The organism is Caballeronia mineralivorans PML1(12), from assembly GCF_001028175.1.
Lineage (GTDB): Bacteria > Pseudomonadota > Gammaproteobacteria > Burkholderiales > Burkholderiaceae > Caballeronia > Caballeronia mineralivorans.
Genome location: NZ_AEJF01000224.1, coordinates 1 through 19129 on the forward strand (window position 1 = coordinate 1; position 19129 = coordinate 19129).

At 56.4% G+C, this 19129-nt stretch carries 12 protein-coding genes and 1 pseudogene; 10 read left to right on the plus strand and 3 right to left on the minus strand.

Annotation, left to right across the window (positions count from 1 at the left end):
* Nucleotides 1-1131 (minus strand): hypothetical protein (locus EOS_RS36530; RefSeq protein ID WP_152693248.1); only part of this gene is annotated, 1131 nt, incomplete at its 3' end.
* 1091 nt (nucleotides 1132-2222) lie between these two features.
* Between EOS_RS36530 and EOS_RS36535 the strand changes: the two genes are divergently transcribed.
* From EOS_RS36535 to EOS_RS46695, 3 genes are all read left to right on the plus strand, one after another.
* Nucleotides 2223-3650 carry a hypothetical protein gene (locus EOS_RS36535; RefSeq protein ID WP_082163656.1) on the plus strand — a complete coding sequence of 476 codons (1428 nt, stop codon included), beginning with the start codon at nucleotides 2223-2225 and terminating at the stop codon, nucleotides 3648-3650.
* A gap of 349 nt (nucleotides 3651-3999) precedes the next feature.
* Nucleotides 4000-4563, plus strand: a complete 564-nt coding sequence (locus EOS_RS36540; protein ID WP_053064174.1) for an acyltransferase — start codon at nucleotides 4000-4002, stop codon at nucleotides 4561-4563.
* A gap of 54 nt (nucleotides 4564-4617) precedes the next feature.
* Complete coding sequence (locus EOS_RS46695) at nucleotides 4618-4893, plus strand: hypothetical protein (RefSeq protein WP_053064175.1); 276 nt, start codon at nucleotides 4618-4620, stop codon at nucleotides 4891-4893.
* 346 nt (nucleotides 4894-5239) lie between these two features.
* On the opposite strand, the gene EOS_RS46700 is transcribed toward EOS_RS46695, so the two are convergent.
* Nucleotides 5240-5722: a recombinase zinc beta ribbon domain-containing protein gene (locus EOS_RS46700; protein ID WP_268760391.1), complete on the minus strand. Its 483-nt coding sequence runs from the start codon at nucleotides 5720-5722 to the stop codon at nucleotides 5240-5242.
* A gap of 901 nt (nucleotides 5723-6623) precedes the next feature.
* Here EOS_RS46700 and EOS_RS36550 point away from each other — a divergent pair.
* The 6 genes from EOS_RS36550 (at nucleotide 6624) to galU (ending at nucleotide 17013) form a co-directional block, all read left to right on the plus strand.
* On the plus strand, nucleotides 6624-7742 hold the full coding sequence (locus EOS_RS36550) for a glycosyltransferase family protein (protein ID WP_047897096.1): 1119 nt from the start codon (nucleotides 6624-6626) through the stop codon (nucleotides 7740-7742).
* 126 nt (nucleotides 7743-7868) lie between these two features.
* Nucleotides 7869-9005: an acyltransferase family protein gene (locus EOS_RS36555; protein WP_047897097.1), complete on the plus strand. Its 1137-nt coding sequence runs from the start codon at nucleotides 7869-7871 to the stop codon at nucleotides 9003-9005.
* A gap of 2408 nt (nucleotides 9006-11413) precedes the next feature.
* Nucleotides 11414-12898, plus strand: coding sequence for a mannose-1-phosphate guanylyltransferase/mannose-6-phosphate isomerase (locus EOS_RS36565; RefSeq protein ID WP_235443077.1), 1485 nt, complete (start codon nucleotides 11414-11416; stop codon nucleotides 12896-12898).
* 32 nt (nucleotides 12899-12930) lie between these two features.
* Nucleotides 12931-14307 carry an undecaprenyl-phosphate glucose phosphotransferase gene (locus EOS_RS36570; protein ID WP_047897100.1) on the plus strand — a complete coding sequence of 459 codons (1377 nt, stop codon included), beginning with the start codon at nucleotides 12931-12933 and terminating at the stop codon, nucleotides 14305-14307.
* A 68-nt stretch (nucleotides 14308-14375) separates the two neighbouring features.
* A complete protein-coding gene (locus EOS_RS36575; RefSeq protein ID WP_047897105.1) occupies nucleotides 14376-15503 on the plus strand; it encodes a polysaccharide biosynthesis/export family protein in 1128 nt (375 codons plus the stop codon).
* A gap of 628 nt (nucleotides 15504-16131) precedes the next feature.
* Complete coding sequence (galU, locus tag EOS_RS36580) at nucleotides 16132-17013, plus strand: UTP--glucose-1-phosphate uridylyltransferase GalU (protein WP_047897101.1); 882 nt, start codon at nucleotides 16132-16134, stop codon at nucleotides 17011-17013.
* A 94-nt stretch (nucleotides 17014-17107) separates the two neighbouring features.
* Here the strand turns inward: galU and EOS_RS48845 are convergent, their stop codons facing one another.
* Nucleotides 17108-17239 carry a hypothetical protein gene (locus EOS_RS48845; RefSeq protein WP_268760390.1) on the minus strand — a complete coding sequence of 44 codons (132 nt, stop codon included), beginning with the start codon at nucleotides 17237-17239 and terminating at the stop codon, nucleotides 17108-17110.
* A gap of 1089 nt (nucleotides 17240-18328) precedes the next feature.
* Between EOS_RS48845 and EOS_RS36585 the strand changes: the two are divergent.
* Nucleotides 18329-19129, plus strand: a pseudogene (locus EOS_RS36585) (hypothetical protein); the annotation flags it as partial.

The following is a 19129-nucleotide window of genomic DNA, read 5'->3' on the forward strand; positions in this document are numbered from 1 at the left end:
CTGTATGGACTTGACGCCGTCGATCAAGCCGCGCATGACACCGCGCATGATCGGCCAGTTGGTGTTGTTGAAGTCGGTCACCTTCGTGCCCGCATAGGTGAAATTCATCACCGTGGCGTTTTGGCGGGTCAGCTCGTTGCCGCATTCGTAGATTGTCACGCCGTACGGCGCCAACGCGCCGGCGACGGTGACGCCGGTCGCACGAGCGGCGCTGTAGGCAACACTCTCGTTCGAGAAAAGGTTGCCAGACGAGTCAGTCAGGGAATGATCGATCAGCACGAACAGCGTCATGCCCGCCGCCTTGAATGCTTGGGCCAGGCCGATGAGCACGTTGAGTTGCCCAGAGTCGGCGCCGGTCCCGACGCGGTAGGTCGTGCAGCCCAGGGCCTTGAGCATGCTGACGATCTGCGCCGGCGTATAGGTGTAGTCGAAATGGCCGTTCACGCCATAGAAGGAGCCCGCCGTCGCAGCGGTGGGGATGCGCGGATCGCTGCACCTTACCCACGTATCGTTGCCGCTCAGGACAAAGAACACATTGGTGCCGATGTGCCATATCTTGCCACCGTACCACAGCAGCAAGCTCACGTTGTAGGTGTTGCCCACGGTCTGGTTGTTTCTGTAGATCACACCGCCGACCACGGTCCAGACGTTATTGGATTTGTCGATGATGTAAGTGGCAGACGGGATGGCGGTGCCGTCCGGGGAGGTTCCACCCAGGCGCGGATCCCTCGTGAGGCTCCAGAAAGAACCCATCCAGCAAAAGAACACGCCGCTATTGGTCTTGTGGTAGACGCTGTTGCCGAAGTAGAGGACGAGCGCCACGTTGTAGTTGACACCGGCCGTCGCGCCGTTTTGGTATACGACGCCGTTCACGAGAGTCCAGATCGCGCCGCTGGTGTCGACGATGGACGCTGCGGGCGGTATGGTCGTGTTGTTGGGCGAGGCTGCGGCCACGGCGGCGTTTGCAACTGCCATGGCCTTCGCCGCCGGATCCGAACCGCTGGCGTTGGCGACGGCACCGCTCGTGGGAGTTCCGTTGCCGCCACCGCATGCGGTCAAAAGGTAACTGCCACCGAGAGCCGTCAGGCAACCAAGGAATTCGCGTCGTTTTAACATGGCGAGTTTATTCATCGTCGAGAGCATCTCGATAAAAAATTGAGTTAAGCAATGGGCGCTTGCAACAGGCGGCTGCGAGAAGACGCATCGTCTTCAATTACAATCAGTAATCCTAAATATGTGCTGGCGTCCGGACTCGTGTTGGAGTTCGTCAGTCAGTGATTGCCCGCAGGTCAAACGAGAAGTCCGGCGACTTGTGCTGCAGCGCACCGAAACAAACCGCGTTTCGCACATGAGCGCTTCGTCGCTGTCTTACACCTGCTTCGCTACGTGTCCCCTAAACGACTGGCCGATATCATTTTTTAACGGCGCGTTGCCGTATAAATTACTTGTGACGGACGTCACGGGGTAAATAGTACGCATATGTACGGCAGCGCACCAACAATCTGTTACAAGAACTGTTATTTAGCAAAAGTCTGCTTCCAACGTGTTGTATGAGGAAATATTTTTCTAATTATATGAGTATCTTTTACTCGTATAGGTAAGAAGTACTTATTTTCTTATGATGAAAGAAGGGATACTTTTGATAAAGAAAAAAATATCGATCCGATCCGACACTTTTGGAGGGATAAGTATTTATTCCAGTATCGACGGGGCAATATTTTGCAGCATTGACGATCTGGAAAACCCTTATTGTTCAGATTAAATCTGAACGAAGTAACCCGGGCATCCGCGGAAGATCGCAGCCAAGCAAAAATGACGAGTCATCGCGACGCCCTTCGGCGGAAACGACCTAACTCGTAGTCGAGGCTTTTCTTTCGTACTCGAAAATACGTTGTCCGGCGGGTTGGGCATATGAAGAAATACTAGTTTTAATGAATTTACCGACGCCGGCCTATTTGAGCGTCGATTTGAGTAAGGATGTACCTACAATCGACCGCTCGCAGAAAGAACTCACTTATTTTCGTGATTGAGATGATTTCAAGACGCGACGCAGGTCGAATTCGATTGTTGCGCCGCGGGGCGCTACGCTCGAAATCGCCCCTGCGGACGAAAACGCTGCACCTACCGGTCGCGTCGCGCTATTCGGATAAGCGGAGAAAACAACCGCCAGACTCTTGCAACGCACCCTTCACCGGCGGGCAATTTCAATGTGTGGAGGCGGCATGGCATTTGGAGTACGGCGTGGGCGTCGGCAGGTACTGCGGGTACTTGCGGCGCTGGCAGGTTCGGGATTGCAGTCTGCTCGCGCGGCGGAGCAGGGCGCGGCGCCGGTCGCGGCGCGCCCGAAGACAGGCGCGCGCATGATTACGCAGATGATCGGTGCCAACGGTTGGGCAAGCGCGCCTGGCGATGTCGCCATGTGGAAGGACATGGGCATTACGTGGGGACGCGACGTTGTCGGTCCTGGCCAGGGCGAGTCGGCATCGAGCATCATGGACGTCGACAAGACTTCGCCGACCTACATCAGCGATCTGCCGCCCGCTATACTCGCCAACAACCGCAACGGTATCCATTCGCTCCTGCTGCTCGGCTTTACGCCATGGTGGAACGCGACGGTGCCGAAGGATTCGAAGTCGGCGCCCAAGGATGTCCGCGCATGGGAACGTTACGTCGAGGCAGCGGTACGCAAGTATTCCGCGCCGCCCTATAACGTCAAATATTTTCAGGTCTGGAATGAAGCTGCGGGCAAGTTGTCCGGCGGTCTGCCGCAGGCGACGTTCTGGCACGGTCCGGATGACGATGGCAAGCTCGACCGGCCTTACGAGCGGGCAATGCAGGATTATGTCGAACGCATTCACATTCCTGCCGCGCGCATCATCAGGAAGTACAAGGCTTACGTGGTGTACGGCGGCTGGCCCGATCAGGGAGGGCTCGACACGTTCACGCAATGGATCGAATACCGTAGCCCGACGCTGAACGAACGCATGCTCGACTGCGTCGATTACCTCGATTTTCACTACCTGAACGTGGACGATCTCAGCCCGATCTACGACAAGTATGTGAAAAATGGCCCGGCTCGCGGCATCTGGCAAACGGAAATCGGTGATCGCTTTATCATCGACCCCTTTTACCTGCCTCGCTATTTTTTCGATTTCGCAGTGTGGGCACTCGAACGGAACTGGGACGATCCTGACAAGTACGTTTCGATGGTCTATCACTGGGACGGCTATGAACCTTTCAGACTCACACACAGGGGACCGCCACGGACCTACAACGTCTCAGGCAAGTCGCTCGTCGTCCTCAGGAAAACGCTGCCGGGAGCGCTCGCGCCGCTCGCGGCTTCACTCAAGTTCAGTGAAGATGCATCGGGCAGCGCCCTGTATTCGGGTTCGGATATCGTGGTTCAAGTGAGTGCTTCAACGGGGTGGCGAACAGTGGAGATCAATACCGGAAGCACACCGGCTTCGGGGCAGGCAAGCGTCGCATTCATCGATGCGCTGACGGGCGTGGCGGCCGCCGCGCAAGATGCTCAGGCGACATGGAATGGAAGCACCTTGTCCGTTCGCTTCAAGGTACCTCTGGTGATGAACGGTGCGGAAAGGAAGACGCCCGCGCACTTGGCTTATCTGGTCGTCAGGTCGAAAGCGTAGCGAGGACTCTCGGGTCTTCCGCCGGTTGCTGCTTCACTTCGAGCGTCTCAGTCAATTGCACTACGCATTCAAAACCCTCGCCTATACGATGATCAATCTCCGGCACTACTGCCCGAACTGATCTCACGGCCGATGCATGTGCTTTGTGTTCGGCGCACCGCGCCGGGATCCTGCGCGTCCATTCCATGCCCAAACCTGCTCGCGACGGTGTAAATCATCGCTTCGTCTCCCGCTCCCGCAGTCTTGCGCTCTCCCTTCGGCAGCACCGCACCAGATTCCGATCGAAACCCGCAACCAGTTGTTATAGTGACTCCTGCGATTGATAGTTCAAGTGATAAACGGACATCCAATGAAACAATTGTTTAGAAACGCGTTGTCGATATTCAAGACATTTTTCATAAAACAAACATTGAACTGGCAAAATGTGGCTTACGAGAGCCCGCCCATATACTCCGGCGTGTGGCCAAGAATAAAAAACGAAGGTAAAATTCTCCTTGCCGAAAATTGTTCATTCCGTTCGTTTCGGACAAGACCGTATATTACGGTGCTGAAGGACGCGGTATTGGAGATCGGGCAGGGCACGTTCGTGAACGACGGGGTCAATCTCTGTGCAAAGTTGTCCATAAAAATAGGGGCCAATTGCAAGATAGGAGATATGACGTACATATACGACACCGATTTTCATCAGGTTTCTCCCCAGTATCCGACCAAATGCGCACCTATTTCGATTGGCAGTAATGTCTGGATAGGCGCAAATTCAATGATATTGGCTGGGTCGAAAATAGGTGATCACTCCGTGATTGCGGCGGGTTCGATAGTCGTCGGAGAAATTCCAGCGAAGACATTGGCGGCAGGCTCTCCGGCAACAGTAATAAGACAACTGGATATGCCGGATGATTGGGTGAGGGATTGACGGTCGGCATTTCAGCTGTTCGCGTCTCCGGCTGAATTTGCCGGCAAGGACGCGATGTCGATCCGTGCGCGCGGCCAGCATCGTTTCGGAGACGGCGCGAAGCCCAACGATCTGACCATCATGCGCAAGAATGGCGAGTGGTTCGCGTCGGTCACGCTGGCAAGGCGGCGTCATCACGCCACGGACGCGAAAGATAGCTTTGATCGGCGTGAGGTCTTTGCGAGGATCCGAGGGGCCGGGACGATCCTCCGCTTCCGCCGTCTGATCGCGCGGTGGTGGGAATCGAATGGTGAATGGCGATGGCTGCGTCAGCCACCACACCCTCCTTGACGAGCAGTCTCGTGATGCGCTGACGGTCCTAACATCGAGCGTCTCGGCATGGCTGCGCAAACGCTCCAGGAATGCCGTTAGCGTTTCCGCCAGCCGTAGATAAGCGGCCTGGTCAACCAACTGGGCACTGAGCGAGCGAAGCTCGTCTTGCAGACGCTGCTCACGTTATCGCATAGCAGGCATGCGCCGCCGTCACTCGTTCAGAGAAAGCAAGTCCTCCTGGTACGCGGTGAGCAATCGATCCATCCGCTTTTTTGACTTGTGCCAGATCCTGCGTGACGTTGTCCTTCCGACGCTTGGTCGGACTCGAATGGCGCGCCGTCTCAAGGCGCCGGTTCAATTCGGTCTAGATGAGGGCGGGATCTTCCAACAGGCGCACAATTTCGGACCACACGATGTGCCCCAGCAGATCCAGTCGGATGGCGCGCTGCTCACACTTGGCGTGGCCGTCGTAGCGCCAGGCGTCAGTGCCCAGGCAGCGGTAGTAGGAAATCTTACGTGCGCTACTGCGTGTCGAGCTCCGGTATAGGGTGTAGCCGCACTCGCGGCAGTGCACAAGGCCTTGGAGAATACTGGGTTCGATCGTCCGACGCGACGCGTGCTTCTTGTTGCTTTCTAGACGCTCCTGCGCCAGGGCGAACGTATCCGGATCGACCAGCGCGGGAACCGGAATCTGAATCCATTGATCGGGCGGCAGTTCATGGCTCGCACGGTTGTGCGCGGGCAGGCCACCACGCTGACGTAGTGTCCGGTTGTTGGTACGCTCTCGCACAGCCTGCTGAGTCTTTCCAAAATAGGCCATACCACGATAGGCAGGATTGCGAAGTATAGCTCAAACCATGGACCGCTCCCAGCGTGCTGCGCCCTTTTTGGTGAGAACTCCCCAACTCGTTCAAACGGGGCGTTACGGCACCGATGCTCAGCCCCGTCACCGAGTATAACTCGTCGATTTGGCGGACCACCTGCGCCTCGGCGTCGATCACCGCGTAACCCGCTGCCTGCTCGTCGCTCTTGCGTTCGTAGCGGTAACCGTAGGGCGCGCCACTTAACACGCTGATCTCGCCTTGCACAGTGCAGCTTTTCTCGCCGCGAGCGTTCGAGGATCTGAGCGCGTTCGTACTCTGCGTTTTGCGGTTATCTGCAAAACGCTGATGATGCGGAGCGCGGGATTATGCAGAGCCACACCGCCAAAGTGGCGGCGTAGCGGGCATCTCAACAGTACTCCACTCTGCATTATTGTGGCTCGAACAATGAGGAATAGTAAATCCGCAAATCAATTTGCATGACATTGTTAATAAACGGTCCGCAGTTATATACACCTGACAAACGATATTGCGAGGCAAATGACCCAAGTCAACTTCGCCAGGAAGGCGACGGCCTGTTGAGCAAAACCTACCAGTCCCAACAATCTATGCTGCACCGTAGCAAAATTTCACGTAAAGTGGTCACGCAGGTCGCGCAACCGCCTAATCGGCCCTAAAGGTCGATGGTTTGGCCGATTGTGCTGACATCTCGTGCTAATACCTGGTCAACAATACGTCTAGAGTAATACGTTGCATGCAGCGCATGCATGTGAGGTTGGCGCCGCAATTGGAATGCCATGCATTCCTTACGAGATTGCATATACCGAAATATAGAAGCTAAAAGCGTAAAGGATTGCGATTTTACCTTCGGTGTTTGCTTGGCGATCATGTCATTGCAACTGTTAAATCCAACCGGACCCGTACGAAATGACGCAGACCTTCGAGGACGCATCCGGCGGCATTGAAAGAAAAGCCGTAGCTGCACGGCGCACCCAGATTATGATGTGTCCGTTCACCAACAACACGAATCGCTATATAGAGATCCAGAAAGACTTGTTCAGGGCGATTGGTTACGACGTTGTGCCTCTCTCCATGAAAGGGCTTCTACAAGGCGGGTTCATTCAGCTGTTCAATCCCAACAATATCCTTGTGTTTCATTGGCTCGAGTTGCGACCTTTTAAGCGGAAAAACGGCCGCACTCATCTGACCATCCCAGGGTGTCTTATTTTTGCGTTCTACTGCTCGCTGATGTCCATTGGGCGAGCGAAGGTCGTTTATTTTCAACACGACCATGCGGTCCACGATACGACAGGGTTCATCAGGCGCCTGTCGATTCGGCTGATCAGGTTTGTGCGCGGTCTCGCGGATTTCCGCGTAGTCCATGCGCCGGACTGCCAGGCCAGATACGACGCCGAATATCTGCCGCATCCGCTCTACTGGGATGTGCCGGGACAGGCGTCGAGCACGTCGAAGAACGACACTGGGGCGCCTTTGTTCTCGCTGCTCGGCGCGATTCGCCCGTACAAGCAGATCTTGGCCGTGCTCGATGTCTGGCCAGCCGAATGCAACCTGTATATCGCGGGTCTTGGCAGTGAGTCCTACATCGCGACGCTCAATGGCATCATCAGTCAGCGGTCGCTGCGGGATGCCGTGCGCCTCGACGCCAAGTTCCTCTCTGATGCCGAATTCGCGCAGGGCATCGCGAACAGTGACGTCCTCATTCTTCCGCACGCGGCAGATTCCATGCTGGTGAGCGGAGCGTTCTTCGAGGCGATCGGACGCGTGCCGCTGGTGATTTCGCGCTCGACGCCGTTCATGATCTGGGCGGCCAATAAATTCGACAATGTTCTGCTGTTCAATAGCATTGACGAACTCCCGGAGATAGTCCGTTCTGTCCAACAGTCGTGGCCCGATATCGCCCGCAAGTTGGGCAACGGCCTGGCTACCGATGAATTCGGCTGGGCCTCATGTTGCCGGCGCTACGCGCAGTTCTTCGAGACTGTCGTAGGCCGCGGAGAAACCGTCGAGAAACCCGCCGCCAAGTAGCCGGCGCTTTCGCCCGGTGCTGACGGATATGAGCCACCGATGAGGCGTTCCCCGAAAGGGCCTTCGCATCGGGCCGACGACAGTTGGCAACCGCTTCTAACAAAGCCTAATGGCCAAGGAAATACTATGCATCAATACCTAAGGCAGGATTTAGCCCCAAAAAATAACAAACTCCTCGGGCTGGAAATAATACGCTTCATTGCGGCGATGTCGGTTTTATTTTGGCACTATCAACATTTCTTTTACGTCGCCGATAAACGGACCGACTTTGTGAGCGAGCAGCAGCCTCTCTACTCGGTTTTCAGTTTTTTCTACACCTATGGCCATATGGGTGTTCAGGTTTTTTGGTGCATCAGCGGTTTCATATTTTTCTCGAAATATAGAAGGACGATCTCGGAAAAAATTATAGATCACAAAAAATTTTTTGTGCTGCGATTCTCACGCCTCTATCCTCTTCACTTTGCAACGCTGCTGCTCGTTGCTGTGCTCCAGGTAATCTATTTTTCTAGAAATAATTTCTACTTTGTTTATCAGAACAACGACTTTCGGCATTTAATTCTTCAGCTTTTCTTCGCAAGCAACTGGGGATTCCAGAGGGGTGACAGTTTCAACGGCCCGATCTGGTCGATTTCTGTTGAAGTCGTAATCTACATGATTTTCTATTTGGTATTGCGTTATGTTGGAAAATCCTGGCTGGTGAACATAGCTGTCTTGCTGTTATGCGTTGCGTCCAGGGTAGCCCATGGTCCTTCCCCTATTGTCGATTGCCTGGGCTTTTTTTATATCGGCGGTCTTTCGGCCATCGCGCTCCAATATTTCGAGAAAACGAAATATCATAATCTGCTCAGTGCTCTGTCTTTGGCTGCCGTCTTTCTCGTGCCCGTCATGGCGTACGTGACCAGGATTTACCACTATAAGTCCTTCGCTTTCTTGTTCTTGATGACATATGTGCCGACGCTGCTTTACATCGCGGCGCGAAACGTTACCGTGCATCCGACCATTCAGAGCGTTGTCGAGGCAGCCGGTAATATGACTTACTCAAGTTATCTGATACATTTTCCAATTCAGCTGACGATAGCGATATTTTTCGCGTACACGAACCAAGCAATTCCTGCTCACAGCCTGACGTTTTTCCTGGGATTCATGTTCGTGACACTTGTTGCGTCGTATTACATCTTTCGGTTTTTTGAAAAACCGGCACAAGATTTTATTAGACATAGGTTTAGGCGACTGTCGACCAAGTCGGCTCAAGCGCAGCTTTAGTCACTGATGGACACTTTTGCGTCGACGCAGGATGCGCGTGCGCGACGAACGCCATGAGGACTCGCACATCAGTCGCAGTTCGACATGGCGAAGTGCGAAAGCATCCCTCCACGCGGCGGCCGTGCAGTCAGGTCATGCCTGCATCCGCAGTGCTGGAAAAACCTTCGGTTCGCACTGCGCCAGCAATCACCTCGACAGCGCCCAGAAGATCAGCATGGTGGACTGCCACATGAAGTCGTCGGTGAGGTTCTTCGTCAGCATGCCAATAAGCAGCGCGAGTCCGGCACGGTCGATCTCGGGGCGTTGCTGGCGCCTGCGGATGACTGATAACCCGAGCTGCCGAACACGGCCAACTTCATCACCAGACCGAGGACACCCGCCTGAAGCAGCGTATTTAAGAAGATATTGTGGGCGCGGGTCTTGATGTTCTAGTCCACTTTGACGAAATCGAGCGGGATCAGGCGGGATCAGGCTGCGATATGCAACCGCCGGCAGCGGCTCGCCGAAGATGCCGAGCCATATCTAATCCTCTGGGAGCAATGCACGGCGGCGCGCATGCGAAGTTGCGCGGTGGTGCTGTGCATTGCAGACACGACCGAGCCTGGGCTTCAACGCAATTCCTTCCACTGACATCCCAGGTAGAGCACCCGCAAAATGTAGTTGAAGATCACATGCAACGTCAATTTGGGCGCGGGGGCGCGACGGCCTTTGCTCAGATGCGGCCACACACATTGCTCGAACTGAGCAAGACTCAAATTCGTTGGAATCCCTTGCAGTGGCCGGCTTTTCGCCATCTCGACCACTAAAGCGCACGGATTTTAGCCAGTTCAGGCGATGCGGGCGCGAAGCCTTGTCCAGAATGGCTTTCTACAAATTCTGGGACCTTGATAAACCCGCAACGAGTTGAACATCCGATAAGCAAATCTAATTAAAACAGACGCCACGTTGTGACCCTGCGGGTAATATGCCGCAGTAGCAACCCCATCGAGCGCGATGGAAGCCACGAATATTCATCAAGCGTGGGCCGATCACAAAAGGAATGATGTATCGCGACGCAGGGGCGATTTTTGAGACGGTCAGTTGCATGAACGTGCGATTGGCGACATTCCACCTCGTGCGGTACAACGTGAACGGTTGCTCTAGGAAAGGATATGGGCGCGGCGTCCTTGCTTCGACTTGAGCAAAAGAATCCGCCGGAAGTATTCAACTGCCGGTCCGAGAAAAATCACGCGTGCCGGCATATGGCACGCAGCGAGCGATGGTCACCTAACAATGGGCCGCGAAGACCTGCTCTGCTCTCGCCTCGAGTCCCTAGCGCCTTCGGTAGTCGCGGCGCCGCCAAGCAAGGAGCGTGGCGGCGCTCGATCGCCTGGGTTTGTCACATTTAGGTCTACGAATCGAACAGTCGTGGCTTCGCATTCGCGGCACCTACAAATTTGCGCCTCTATTGCCGCGTATCGCTTTCAAAGATGGCCATCCGGGGACAGACAGCACCAAGCACCCCGGTTCAGCAATTGCTTGCCGCCTAGTCATCCCGCCAAGCCCGCCCCACCAGATTTGACAGTTGCTCGGACGGCGTCCGGTCGGGCATCCCGCTTGCGTATTGGAACGCACCGACACTGAAACCTCCGAATTGTCGGCCAGAATGTCACCTCTTTGCGCCAAGAGCGTCCTAACTTGTCAGAGGATGCCTATGATGCACTGCAATGGGAACGGATTTTCTAGTCAATGAGTACAGCAAGTTCTTACGCGAGCGCAGCGCGCAAGGTGAAGCCAACCACATCGCGAGTCGCCTTTTCGACAGTTTTGTCCCGGCCAGCGAGGCATCGTGCGCGAGTCTTTATTTGAGGCACAGTTGCCGATCTTGGCGGTGGAGAGTTGCTGCGCATGCGACATGCGCCTCCGATGCGTCAATTGCAGGAACGCGGCATGCCCTTCGTCGGTACAAGTATGGACCGACGAGATGAATGGGCGACACTACCGCGTATTGGACGCGTTATTCGTAGCTCGCGGCAATCGGGGCTGGCGACGACGCTCATCCTGTTGTCTTGCATCCGTCAGGGGCACGGCTTCCTCGGGTGACAACTTGGCACCGCGGCGAGCTGATCTCAGTACGACTCGAGCGGACGTTCTCCTGCGGGGATGATCTGGCCAAGATTTTCCACAAGCGTGTGCGAATTGACCCACGGCATACCGAATGTGAAGTCGCCGACACGCGCGCGTCTTCTTATGTCTTATTCGAATCAACGCATCTCGTTAACGGCGGTCATGGCGTTGACGGAGCTAAGAGGTTTCACAGAGCCGAAATCAGCAATTAACGCAGACAGCATCACCCGGGAACGGGTTCACGAATTGAGGAATCGAAAATGGACAAGCTAAAGCAGAGTATCGAAGAAGCCGATCAGACCATGGCTGCGGTAGGCATTGCGGCGGATTGCCGACGCCTCGTGCAGGTGATTCTCGCGGGCGGTTCGGGCACGCGTCTTTGGCCCGTGTCGCGTGAACAATTTCCGAAGCAACTGATCGGCGTGATCGGCACGGAGTCGCTGTTACAGGCAACCGTGCTACGCATGAGGGGGTTTCCGGCTGCGTGGGACGTCGTCGCAGAGCCGGTGATCGTGTGCGGCGAAGAACATCGCTTCGCCACCGCCGAACAGGCTCGCGAGAGCGGCGTGAAGGCGCGCATCGTGGTTGAGCCCGCGCGCCGCGATACCGCGCCGGCGCTGACGCTCGCCGCACTGACCGCTTGCGCCGACGGCCAGGACGCGATCCTCGTTGCCATGCCGGCCGATCACGCTATTGCCGATATCGCTGCACTGCATGCGGCCATCGAGATCGCGGCGCGTCATGCGCAGGCTGGCGAGATTGCTGCACTCGGCATTCCGCCGACGCGTCCCGACACCGGTTTTGGCTACATCCGTCTGGGGGATTCACTGCAAGACGGCGCTCACAGCATTGAGCGCTTCGTCGAGAAGCCAGCTGCAGAACTAGCCGCGCAATACGTTGCAGCGGGCAGTTACTGGTGGAACAGCGGCATCTTCGTGGTGCGTGCATCGGTATGGCTTGCCGTACTCGAACAACTGCAACCGGAGATGTACCTGGCATGTGTCTCGGCGCAGCAGCAGGGCAAGAACGCCGACGGATACTCGCGTCCAGATGCGGCGCAATTCGCCAAGTCGCCGTCCGATTCGATTGACTATGCGGTAATGGAGCATCTCGGCAAGCCCGGTTCGCCATTCAAGGGCGTGGTCGTTCCGCTCGAAGCGGGCTGGTCCGATCTTGGTTCGTGGGATGCCGTCTGGGATGCGATGGACAAGGACGAGTCCGGCAACGTGGCAAGCGGCCGTGTTTTGTTCGAAGGGGCGACCGCGACATACGCGCGTTCGGAAGGCGGCAGGCTCGTGGCGTGTGTGGGCACGACGAATCTGATCGTGGTGGAAACCGACGACGCCGTGCTGGTGGCCGACCGCTCGTGCGTGCAGGACATCAAGGGTCTCGTGTCGCGCATTAAGAAGCAGAAATCACCCGAAGCAGATATGCACAGAAAGGTTCGCCGCCCTTGGGGATTTTACGACTCCATTGATCACGGCGAGCGTTTTCAGGTCAAACGCATCGTGGTGAATCCGGGTGCGCGCCTGTCGCTACAAATGCATCACCACCGTGCGGAGCACTGGACTGTCGTGTGCGGGACAGCGCTTGTCACCCGCGGTGAAGAAGAGTTTCTGCTGAGCGAAAACGAATCGGCCTACATTCCGCTTGGCGTGCGTCACCGGTTGGAGAATCCTGGCCGTGTGCCCCTCGAGATCATTGAAGTGCAATCCGGCACGTATCTCGGCGAAGACGACATCGTCCGGTTCGATGACAAGTATGGCCGTGCAGTCAATCAACCGTAGAGCAACAAGGTTAGTGGTTCGGAGGACACAGAATGCGTGGCATAACAGACCTACTGGCGAGAGTGTTCGACGTCGCGATGATCGTATTGGGTGCAATCGTCGCGTCGCAAATCCGTTTCGATGACATTTCTCAGCGTAGCTTCTATCCGGCGTTCGTCGCCTTCGCGGCGGCGCTTGCGCTTGCTTTGTTTCCGATGTTCGGCGTATATGAATCGTGGCGCGGCCGCTCGAAGGCCGCGCTCACCGGGCGGGTCGCGCTTAGCTGGCTCATTGTGCAGGTCTGTGCGCTGGCGCTGATGTTCTCCCTGCACCGTATCGACTTCGTGTCACGTCTCTGGTTGGTCTACTGGACCGGCATGGCCGGCGCCGCGATGATTGCAGGCCGTCTAGCCATGTATCGCGTGTTGGCTAGGGTGCGCAACGCGGGGCTAAACCTGCAGCAGGTAGCGGTTGTCGGTTGCGGCGAACATTGCGACGCGATCGTTCGCAAGATCGACACGGTGCCGGCCGCGGGCTTCCGAGCGACGGCCGCCTACAACGTCCAAGAGGGCGCGACGATGAACACGCGCGTGCCGGTGTTCGAGGAGCACGAAGCCTTCGCCAGTTACGTCCGTAAGCAGAAGATCGACGAAGTCTGGCTTGCCCTGCCGATGACTGAAGAAGCGAAGCTTCTCAAGCTCGTTGACGAATTTCGCAATGACCTCATCAACATCCGCTTCATGCCCGACGTGCGAACGCTCGCGCTCTTCGAAGGCAGCGTAATGGACCTGCTTGGCGTGCCGACCATCAATTTGGCTACTTCGCCGTTGCCGCCGAAGGCCGTCATGCAAAAGGATATCTTCGACCGGCTTTTCGCAGCCGGCGCATTGCTCGCGGTGTCGCCAATCCTCCTTGCCTGCGCGATCGCGGTAAAGCTCAGTTCGAGCGGTCCGGTGTTTTTCAAGCAAAACCGTAAGGGCGCCGATGGCCGCGTCTTCAGCATCTTCAAGTTCCGCACAATGCGCCTGCATGCACAGAAGGCCGGCGTGCTCGAGCAGGCAAAGCGCGGCGATCCACGTATCACTCGCGTAGGGGGCTTCCTGCGCCGCACGAGCCTGGACGAACTTCCGCAATTCATTAATGTTCTGCGCGGTGAGATGTCGGTGGTGGGACCGCGTCCCCACGCACTCGAGCACGATGACCTTTATCAGAAGGTTGTGTCGGGATACATCCATCGCTACCGGATCAAGCCTGGCATCACCGGGTGGGCTCAGGTGAACGGCTTTCGGGGCGAAACCGATCGCATCGAAAAAATGGAGGGACGCGTAGCGCACGATTTGTACTACCTCGGGAACTGGTCGTTCGGACTTGATGTGAAAATTATTTTCGCGACGATCTTCAAAGGCTTACGCCACACCAATGCTTACTGAAGTGGTCAAATACCATCATGAATGCGACACAACAATCCGGTGCTGCGACGCCGAACAACAATCATGGCATGCTTGGAGCGCGTGTGACGCTTGCCATGGCGCTCGCCGCCATGCTTTCGGCCTGCGCTCTGGCGCCGGGTCAGCATATGAGTACGCCGCCAACCCTGCCGGCCACGACCGCCGATAACGGCGACGTGACGAGCGACATGCAGATCCCGGTCAAGCAGATCGACCTGGCGCTGGTCCGCGAGATCCGCGCGGATCAGAAGAACGACACCAAGGTGCAGAGCCAGCTCAATCTGTTTGCGAAGCCGGCCGGCTACAAGCTCGGTTCGGGCGACGTGCTGCAGATCACGGTATGGGATCACCCCGAACTTGCCGCGGCAGTCGGCCAGCCGGCGCAGAACACGAAGACCTCAGATGCGGCGCCTGGATTTGTGGTCAACAGCGAGGGCAACATCCAGTTTCCGTATATCGACAAACCGATCCGTGCTGCGGGCAAGCGCGCGGAAGAGGTGCAGCGCGAGATCTACACCGAGCTGAGCAAAGTGTTCGTCAAGCCGCAGGTGACGGTTCGCGTGGCGTCGTTCCGTGCGTCTCAGGTGTATGTGGACGGCGACGTGCGTGCTCCGGGTGCGCAGACGATCAACGACATTCCCATGACGCTGACTGAAGCCGTCAGCCGCGCGGGCGGCTTTGCGCCGACCGCCGACCAGAGCCGCGTGACGATCACACGCAACGGCACGGCCTATCCCGTGAACGTCGCGCAGATGATGAAGCAGGGCAAGAACCCCGCCGACATCATGCTGCAGCCGGGCGACATGCTGCATGTGGATGCCCGTGACGACAACACCGTCTATGTGATGGGCGAAGTGATGAAGCCGCAGGCCGTGTCGCCGTTGCGCGACGGCACGCTCACGCTGGGCGAAGCCCTCACGCAGGCAGGCCAGATCAACCCGGAAACGTCGGATGCGAAGCAGCTTTTCGTGCTCCGCCAGGCAACCGGGGACGCGCCGGTGATCTATCACCTCGACGCCCGGTCGCCGGTTTCGATGTTGCTCGCGAATCAGTTCGATCTGCAGTCGAAGGATGTGGTCTACGTCGACAACAGTGGTCTCGTCCGCGCCAACCGCGTGTTGAACCTGTTGTTGCCGGCTATTAACGCTGGTCTGACCGGCGCGATCGTAACCAAGTAGCTCTGAAAATTGCGTCGAGGGTTGCGGCAGCCCGTTAAAACGAACGCGTTTGAGTGAACGACAAAACGGCCATGAATTGTGTAAATCGCCGTCCACGCGGTGAAGTGGACGGTGTCGTCGCGGCTCTCGCGATTTGCCTCTTTGTAGGCGATGCTGTCATTTTCACTACAGGTTCAAGCGAACCAGAAACGGGTCAGCCGAAACCATTTGGATCCGACGGCTATCCTATACAAGCTGCGTTTCGGAGCGGCTATTTGAGCATGAGATCAGGAATGCTATTCAATAGATATGACCCTATTGACGTTGACCGGATAACATGGACGCTATCGCGGCTGTCCCTCGCAAGGGGGTTAGTCCGCCGGCGCGGGTCAAGGCGGTCTTGGGCATGATGCCATTCGTGTAATCAGTTCGTTCGTGGGACTGGCTATTGAGAAATTACGCACGTTCGATCTGACCAGAATGCGCAGGGCTTCGCACGCGCCGTCCAGGCCATCGGGCACCAACGTTGCCTAAGCGGCGTTGGAAGGATTTTTGCCGCCAGAGTCGCGCGGCTCCGAATTTGCAGAACGATGTTGCATTAGATTTCAGGCTCGACGTTTAAACACGATATGAGGATCAGGGTCGTCAAATGTTAAAAGTTACGAAAGCAGTTTTCCCGGTTGCGGGTCTAGGCACTCGATTTCTCCCCGCGACCAAAGCCAGCCCGAAGGAGATGCTGCCCGTGGTTGACAAGCCGCTTATCCAGTACGCGGTCGAGGAAGCCATGGCAGCTGGCATCACGGAAATGATCTTTGTGACAGGACGCAGCAAGCGCGCGATCGAGGACCACTTCGACAAATCTTACGAGCTCGAAGCCGAGCTGGAGGCACGAGGCAAGCAAAAGCTGCTCGACCTCGTGCGCAGTATCACGCCGAGTTACGTCGATTTTTTCTATGTACGTCAGGCCGAAGCGCTCGGCCTTGGTCACGCAGTGCTGTGCGCGGAGAAGTTGGTCGGCGATAACCCGTTCGCCGTGATTCTCGCGGATGACTTGCTGTACGGCACGCCGCCGGTGATGACGCAGATGATCGAAGTCTTCGATCACTATCACAGTTCGGTAATCGGTGTGGAAGAGATCCCGGCGGAGAATTCCAAGTCGTACGGCGTGATCGACGGCAAGGAATGGGAACCTAATATTTTCAAACTATCGGGCATTGTGGAAAAACCGGAGCCGGAAGTTGCCCCGTCGAATCTCGGCGTAGTGGGCCGTTACGTGCTAAAGCCACGAGTGTTCGATCACATCCGCGCGTTGAAGCCGGGAGCCGGCGGTGAACTACAACTGACGGACGCAATCCAATCACTGCTCGCCGACGAGCAAGTGCTCGCGTACAAGTATCACGGCACACGTTTTGACTGCGGCAGCAAACTCGGTTATCTGAAAGCAACGGTGGAATTCGCGCTGCGACATCCGGAAGTCGCAATTGATTTTGAGGAATACCTAAAGACGTGTTCACCACATCTGGTTGGGTGATTCGCGCAGAGCAATTAAGCGGTCGATGTGACCAGTTTTTGGCGGCCTTGTTGCATGGAGGAGAGCGAGGACGAAGTTTTCCCTTTCCCATCAGCTACGCTGGCTGCGCCTTATAACGGACGAATTTCCGGCGTGCAGCGTCGAGGATGCGGTTGAGCATCGCCACGCCGATGGTGGTTTCGATTCGTTGGGCAGGTAGCTTGCGCGCCCGCAGGTGGGTGCCCATCAGCGCCTTGTAGCGGCTTATTCATAGCAATCTCCACCAGCGCGCCGACCGTAGCCGATTGAAGCCGGCCGGGCCGGCCGTCCCTGTGTCTGAAATGTCTGCAGGTGCCGCTCGTGCGGCGTCGGCTGCGGTGTACCGACACCTCGACATAAGGCTGTTAAGTTCTCTGGTGTGCAACAGAGAACGCGTGCTTGAAGTTGAGAGTATTTCTGTAGACGGCCCGTGAAAATACATGGCTCATCGCTGGCGTGCATGCAGCTGAGTGCGATTGACGCAGTCGGGCAAGGATGTCTGGCTGCGCCCGTTATTCCCGGCTGCGTCGACACCTGCTTTTTGGCATGCAAGCGAACGACTTCCTCGACTTGCGTCGCATCAAGCTTCAGCAGAAACCGACGAATCCCAACCCATGTGGGCGCTTTCTTTCATGACGTGCCAAACAGGGCATTGAGCTGTCCCAGTCGCTCTTCGATGAAAAGCCCCATCTGTCTCAATGATGTCGCGCCTGACAACACGGCCAGCAATAATGCGCATAGCAACGGCTCCTGCTGATAACGCGTGCCTCTCGCTCTGAGTTGCTCGACCAGTTCCGAAAATAATCGCCCAAGCAACACGCCGATTCAGCATAGACAACTCAAAGAATTACGTTGGCACAATCTTCGAGGAGCTAACAGCGCAAATCCTCTGTCTATTTGTGAAGCGTCGCTTTTTCAGGTATGATTTTTACTGTGATCGACAGAGGCGGAAATAGATACCTCTTTGCAAGATTTCGATCCACTGCTTGACTATTCATCTCGCGAGAACCGATGTAAGTGGGATGCCGGTAGCTCGACCTCCGATGCATTCTGTTGTCCAAAGTGCTTTTTCGCTAACGGCCTATTCTCTTTAGGCCGTGGTCAGATTGCTGTTTGACGATTCAACTTTCGATTCCCCCTTTCGGCGCGCGAGTCACCTGAACGTTCGTTCCTATTGTTTCGTTGTCCGAACAAAGATGCATCGGCCTGAGCTGGTTAGGTACACTCACTGGCCCGACCGGGAGAAACGCGTTCATTAACCTTACCGTCGAGTTTCGACGATGGAACAAGCTCTGACATGCTAAAACGACGTCAATTCCTTACCGGGCTGGCAGCCCTGGCTGGTAGCCCCCTCCTGGGTGCGGTTTCGGCTCATGCCGCCGTGACTGCCTCGGCCGATGCCACGGCCATCCCGGGTGCCTCGAGCATCACTGACAGCCTGGGTTCGATATGGACCGTGAGCAACGGCGTCATCTTTAGAAACGGTCAAACCGTTGGCAACACCTACAACGTGAGCTTGCTGCTGTGGTACGGCGGCAAAGTCTGGCACAGCGGCACCGGAGGTCAGTTCTATGTCTTGACCGGAAACGATACGTGGGTGCAGTGCAACGATCCGCGGGTCGCGATCCCGGGAGCGGTAGGCTCCTTTTACGGCATGAATGGCCACTTCGACTACGCTTATACGCCGGCGCAAATCATCAGCATGCTCAAGGCCCTGGGCTGCACAACGTACCGCGTGGGATGTACGGATGATCCAAGGCAACTCAACGCAGTAGCCGCGCTGGCCCAAGCGTTCGAAAACGCTGGGATGACACTCTTCGTCCTGGTGAACGTCGGCCTGTCCGACTCATCGGGCAACCTCTACCCTAATGAAGATGTTGCCTACAGTACGGCTCGCGCCGCCAGCCAAACGATTGCCAGTACCCTGTCACCGTTCGGCGTGACGATGTACGAATGCGGCAATGAGCTGACCCGCCAAAACGCCACGGTGATGAACTTCACCTATGCGGGCACCAAGGTGACCGACTTCAACAACACCAACTGGCCGATCATGCGCGGTGTCATGCGCGGCTTGATCGACGGCGTCAAGACCGTGCAA

What these genes read in the sequence shown, in the direction of transcription:
- EOS_RS36535 (WP_082163656.1), top strand. Translation starts at nt 2,223, where the DNA reads ATGGCATTTGGAGTACGGCGTGGGCGTCGGCAGGTACTGCGGGTACTT.
- EOS_RS36540 (WP_053064174.1), top strand. Translation starts at nt 4,000, where the DNA reads ATGAAACAATTGTTTAGAAACGCGTTGTCGATATTCAAGACATTTTTC.
- EOS_RS46695 (WP_053064175.1), top strand. Translation starts at nt 4,618, where the DNA reads ATGTCGATCCGTGCGCGCGGCCAGCATCGTTTCGGAGACGGCGCGAAG.
- EOS_RS36550 (WP_047897096.1), top strand. Translation starts at nt 6,624, where the DNA reads ATGACGCAGACCTTCGAGGACGCATCCGGCGGCATTGAAAGAAAAGCC.
- EOS_RS36555 (WP_047897097.1), top strand. Translation starts at nt 7,869, where the DNA reads ATGCATCAATACCTAAGGCAGGATTTAGCCCCAAAAAATAACAAACTC.
- EOS_RS36565 (WP_235443077.1), top strand. Translation starts at nt 11,414, where the DNA reads ATGGCTGCGGTAGGCATTGCGGCGGATTGCCGACGCCTCGTGCAGGTG.
- EOS_RS36570 (WP_047897100.1), top strand. Translation starts at nt 12,931, where the DNA reads ATGCGTGGCATAACAGACCTACTGGCGAGAGTGTTCGACGTCGCGATG.
- EOS_RS36575 (WP_047897105.1), top strand. Translation starts at nt 14,376, where the DNA reads ATGCTTGGAGCGCGTGTGACGCTTGCCATGGCGCTCGCCGCCATGCTT.
- galU (WP_047897101.1), top strand. Translation starts at nt 16,132, where the DNA reads ATGTTAAAAGTTACGAAAGCAGTTTTCCCGGTTGCGGGTCTAGGCACT.
- EOS_RS48845 (WP_268760390.1), bottom strand. Translation starts at nt 17,239, where the DNA reads ATGGGCACCCACCTGCGGGCGCGCAAGCTACCTGCCCAACGAATCGAA.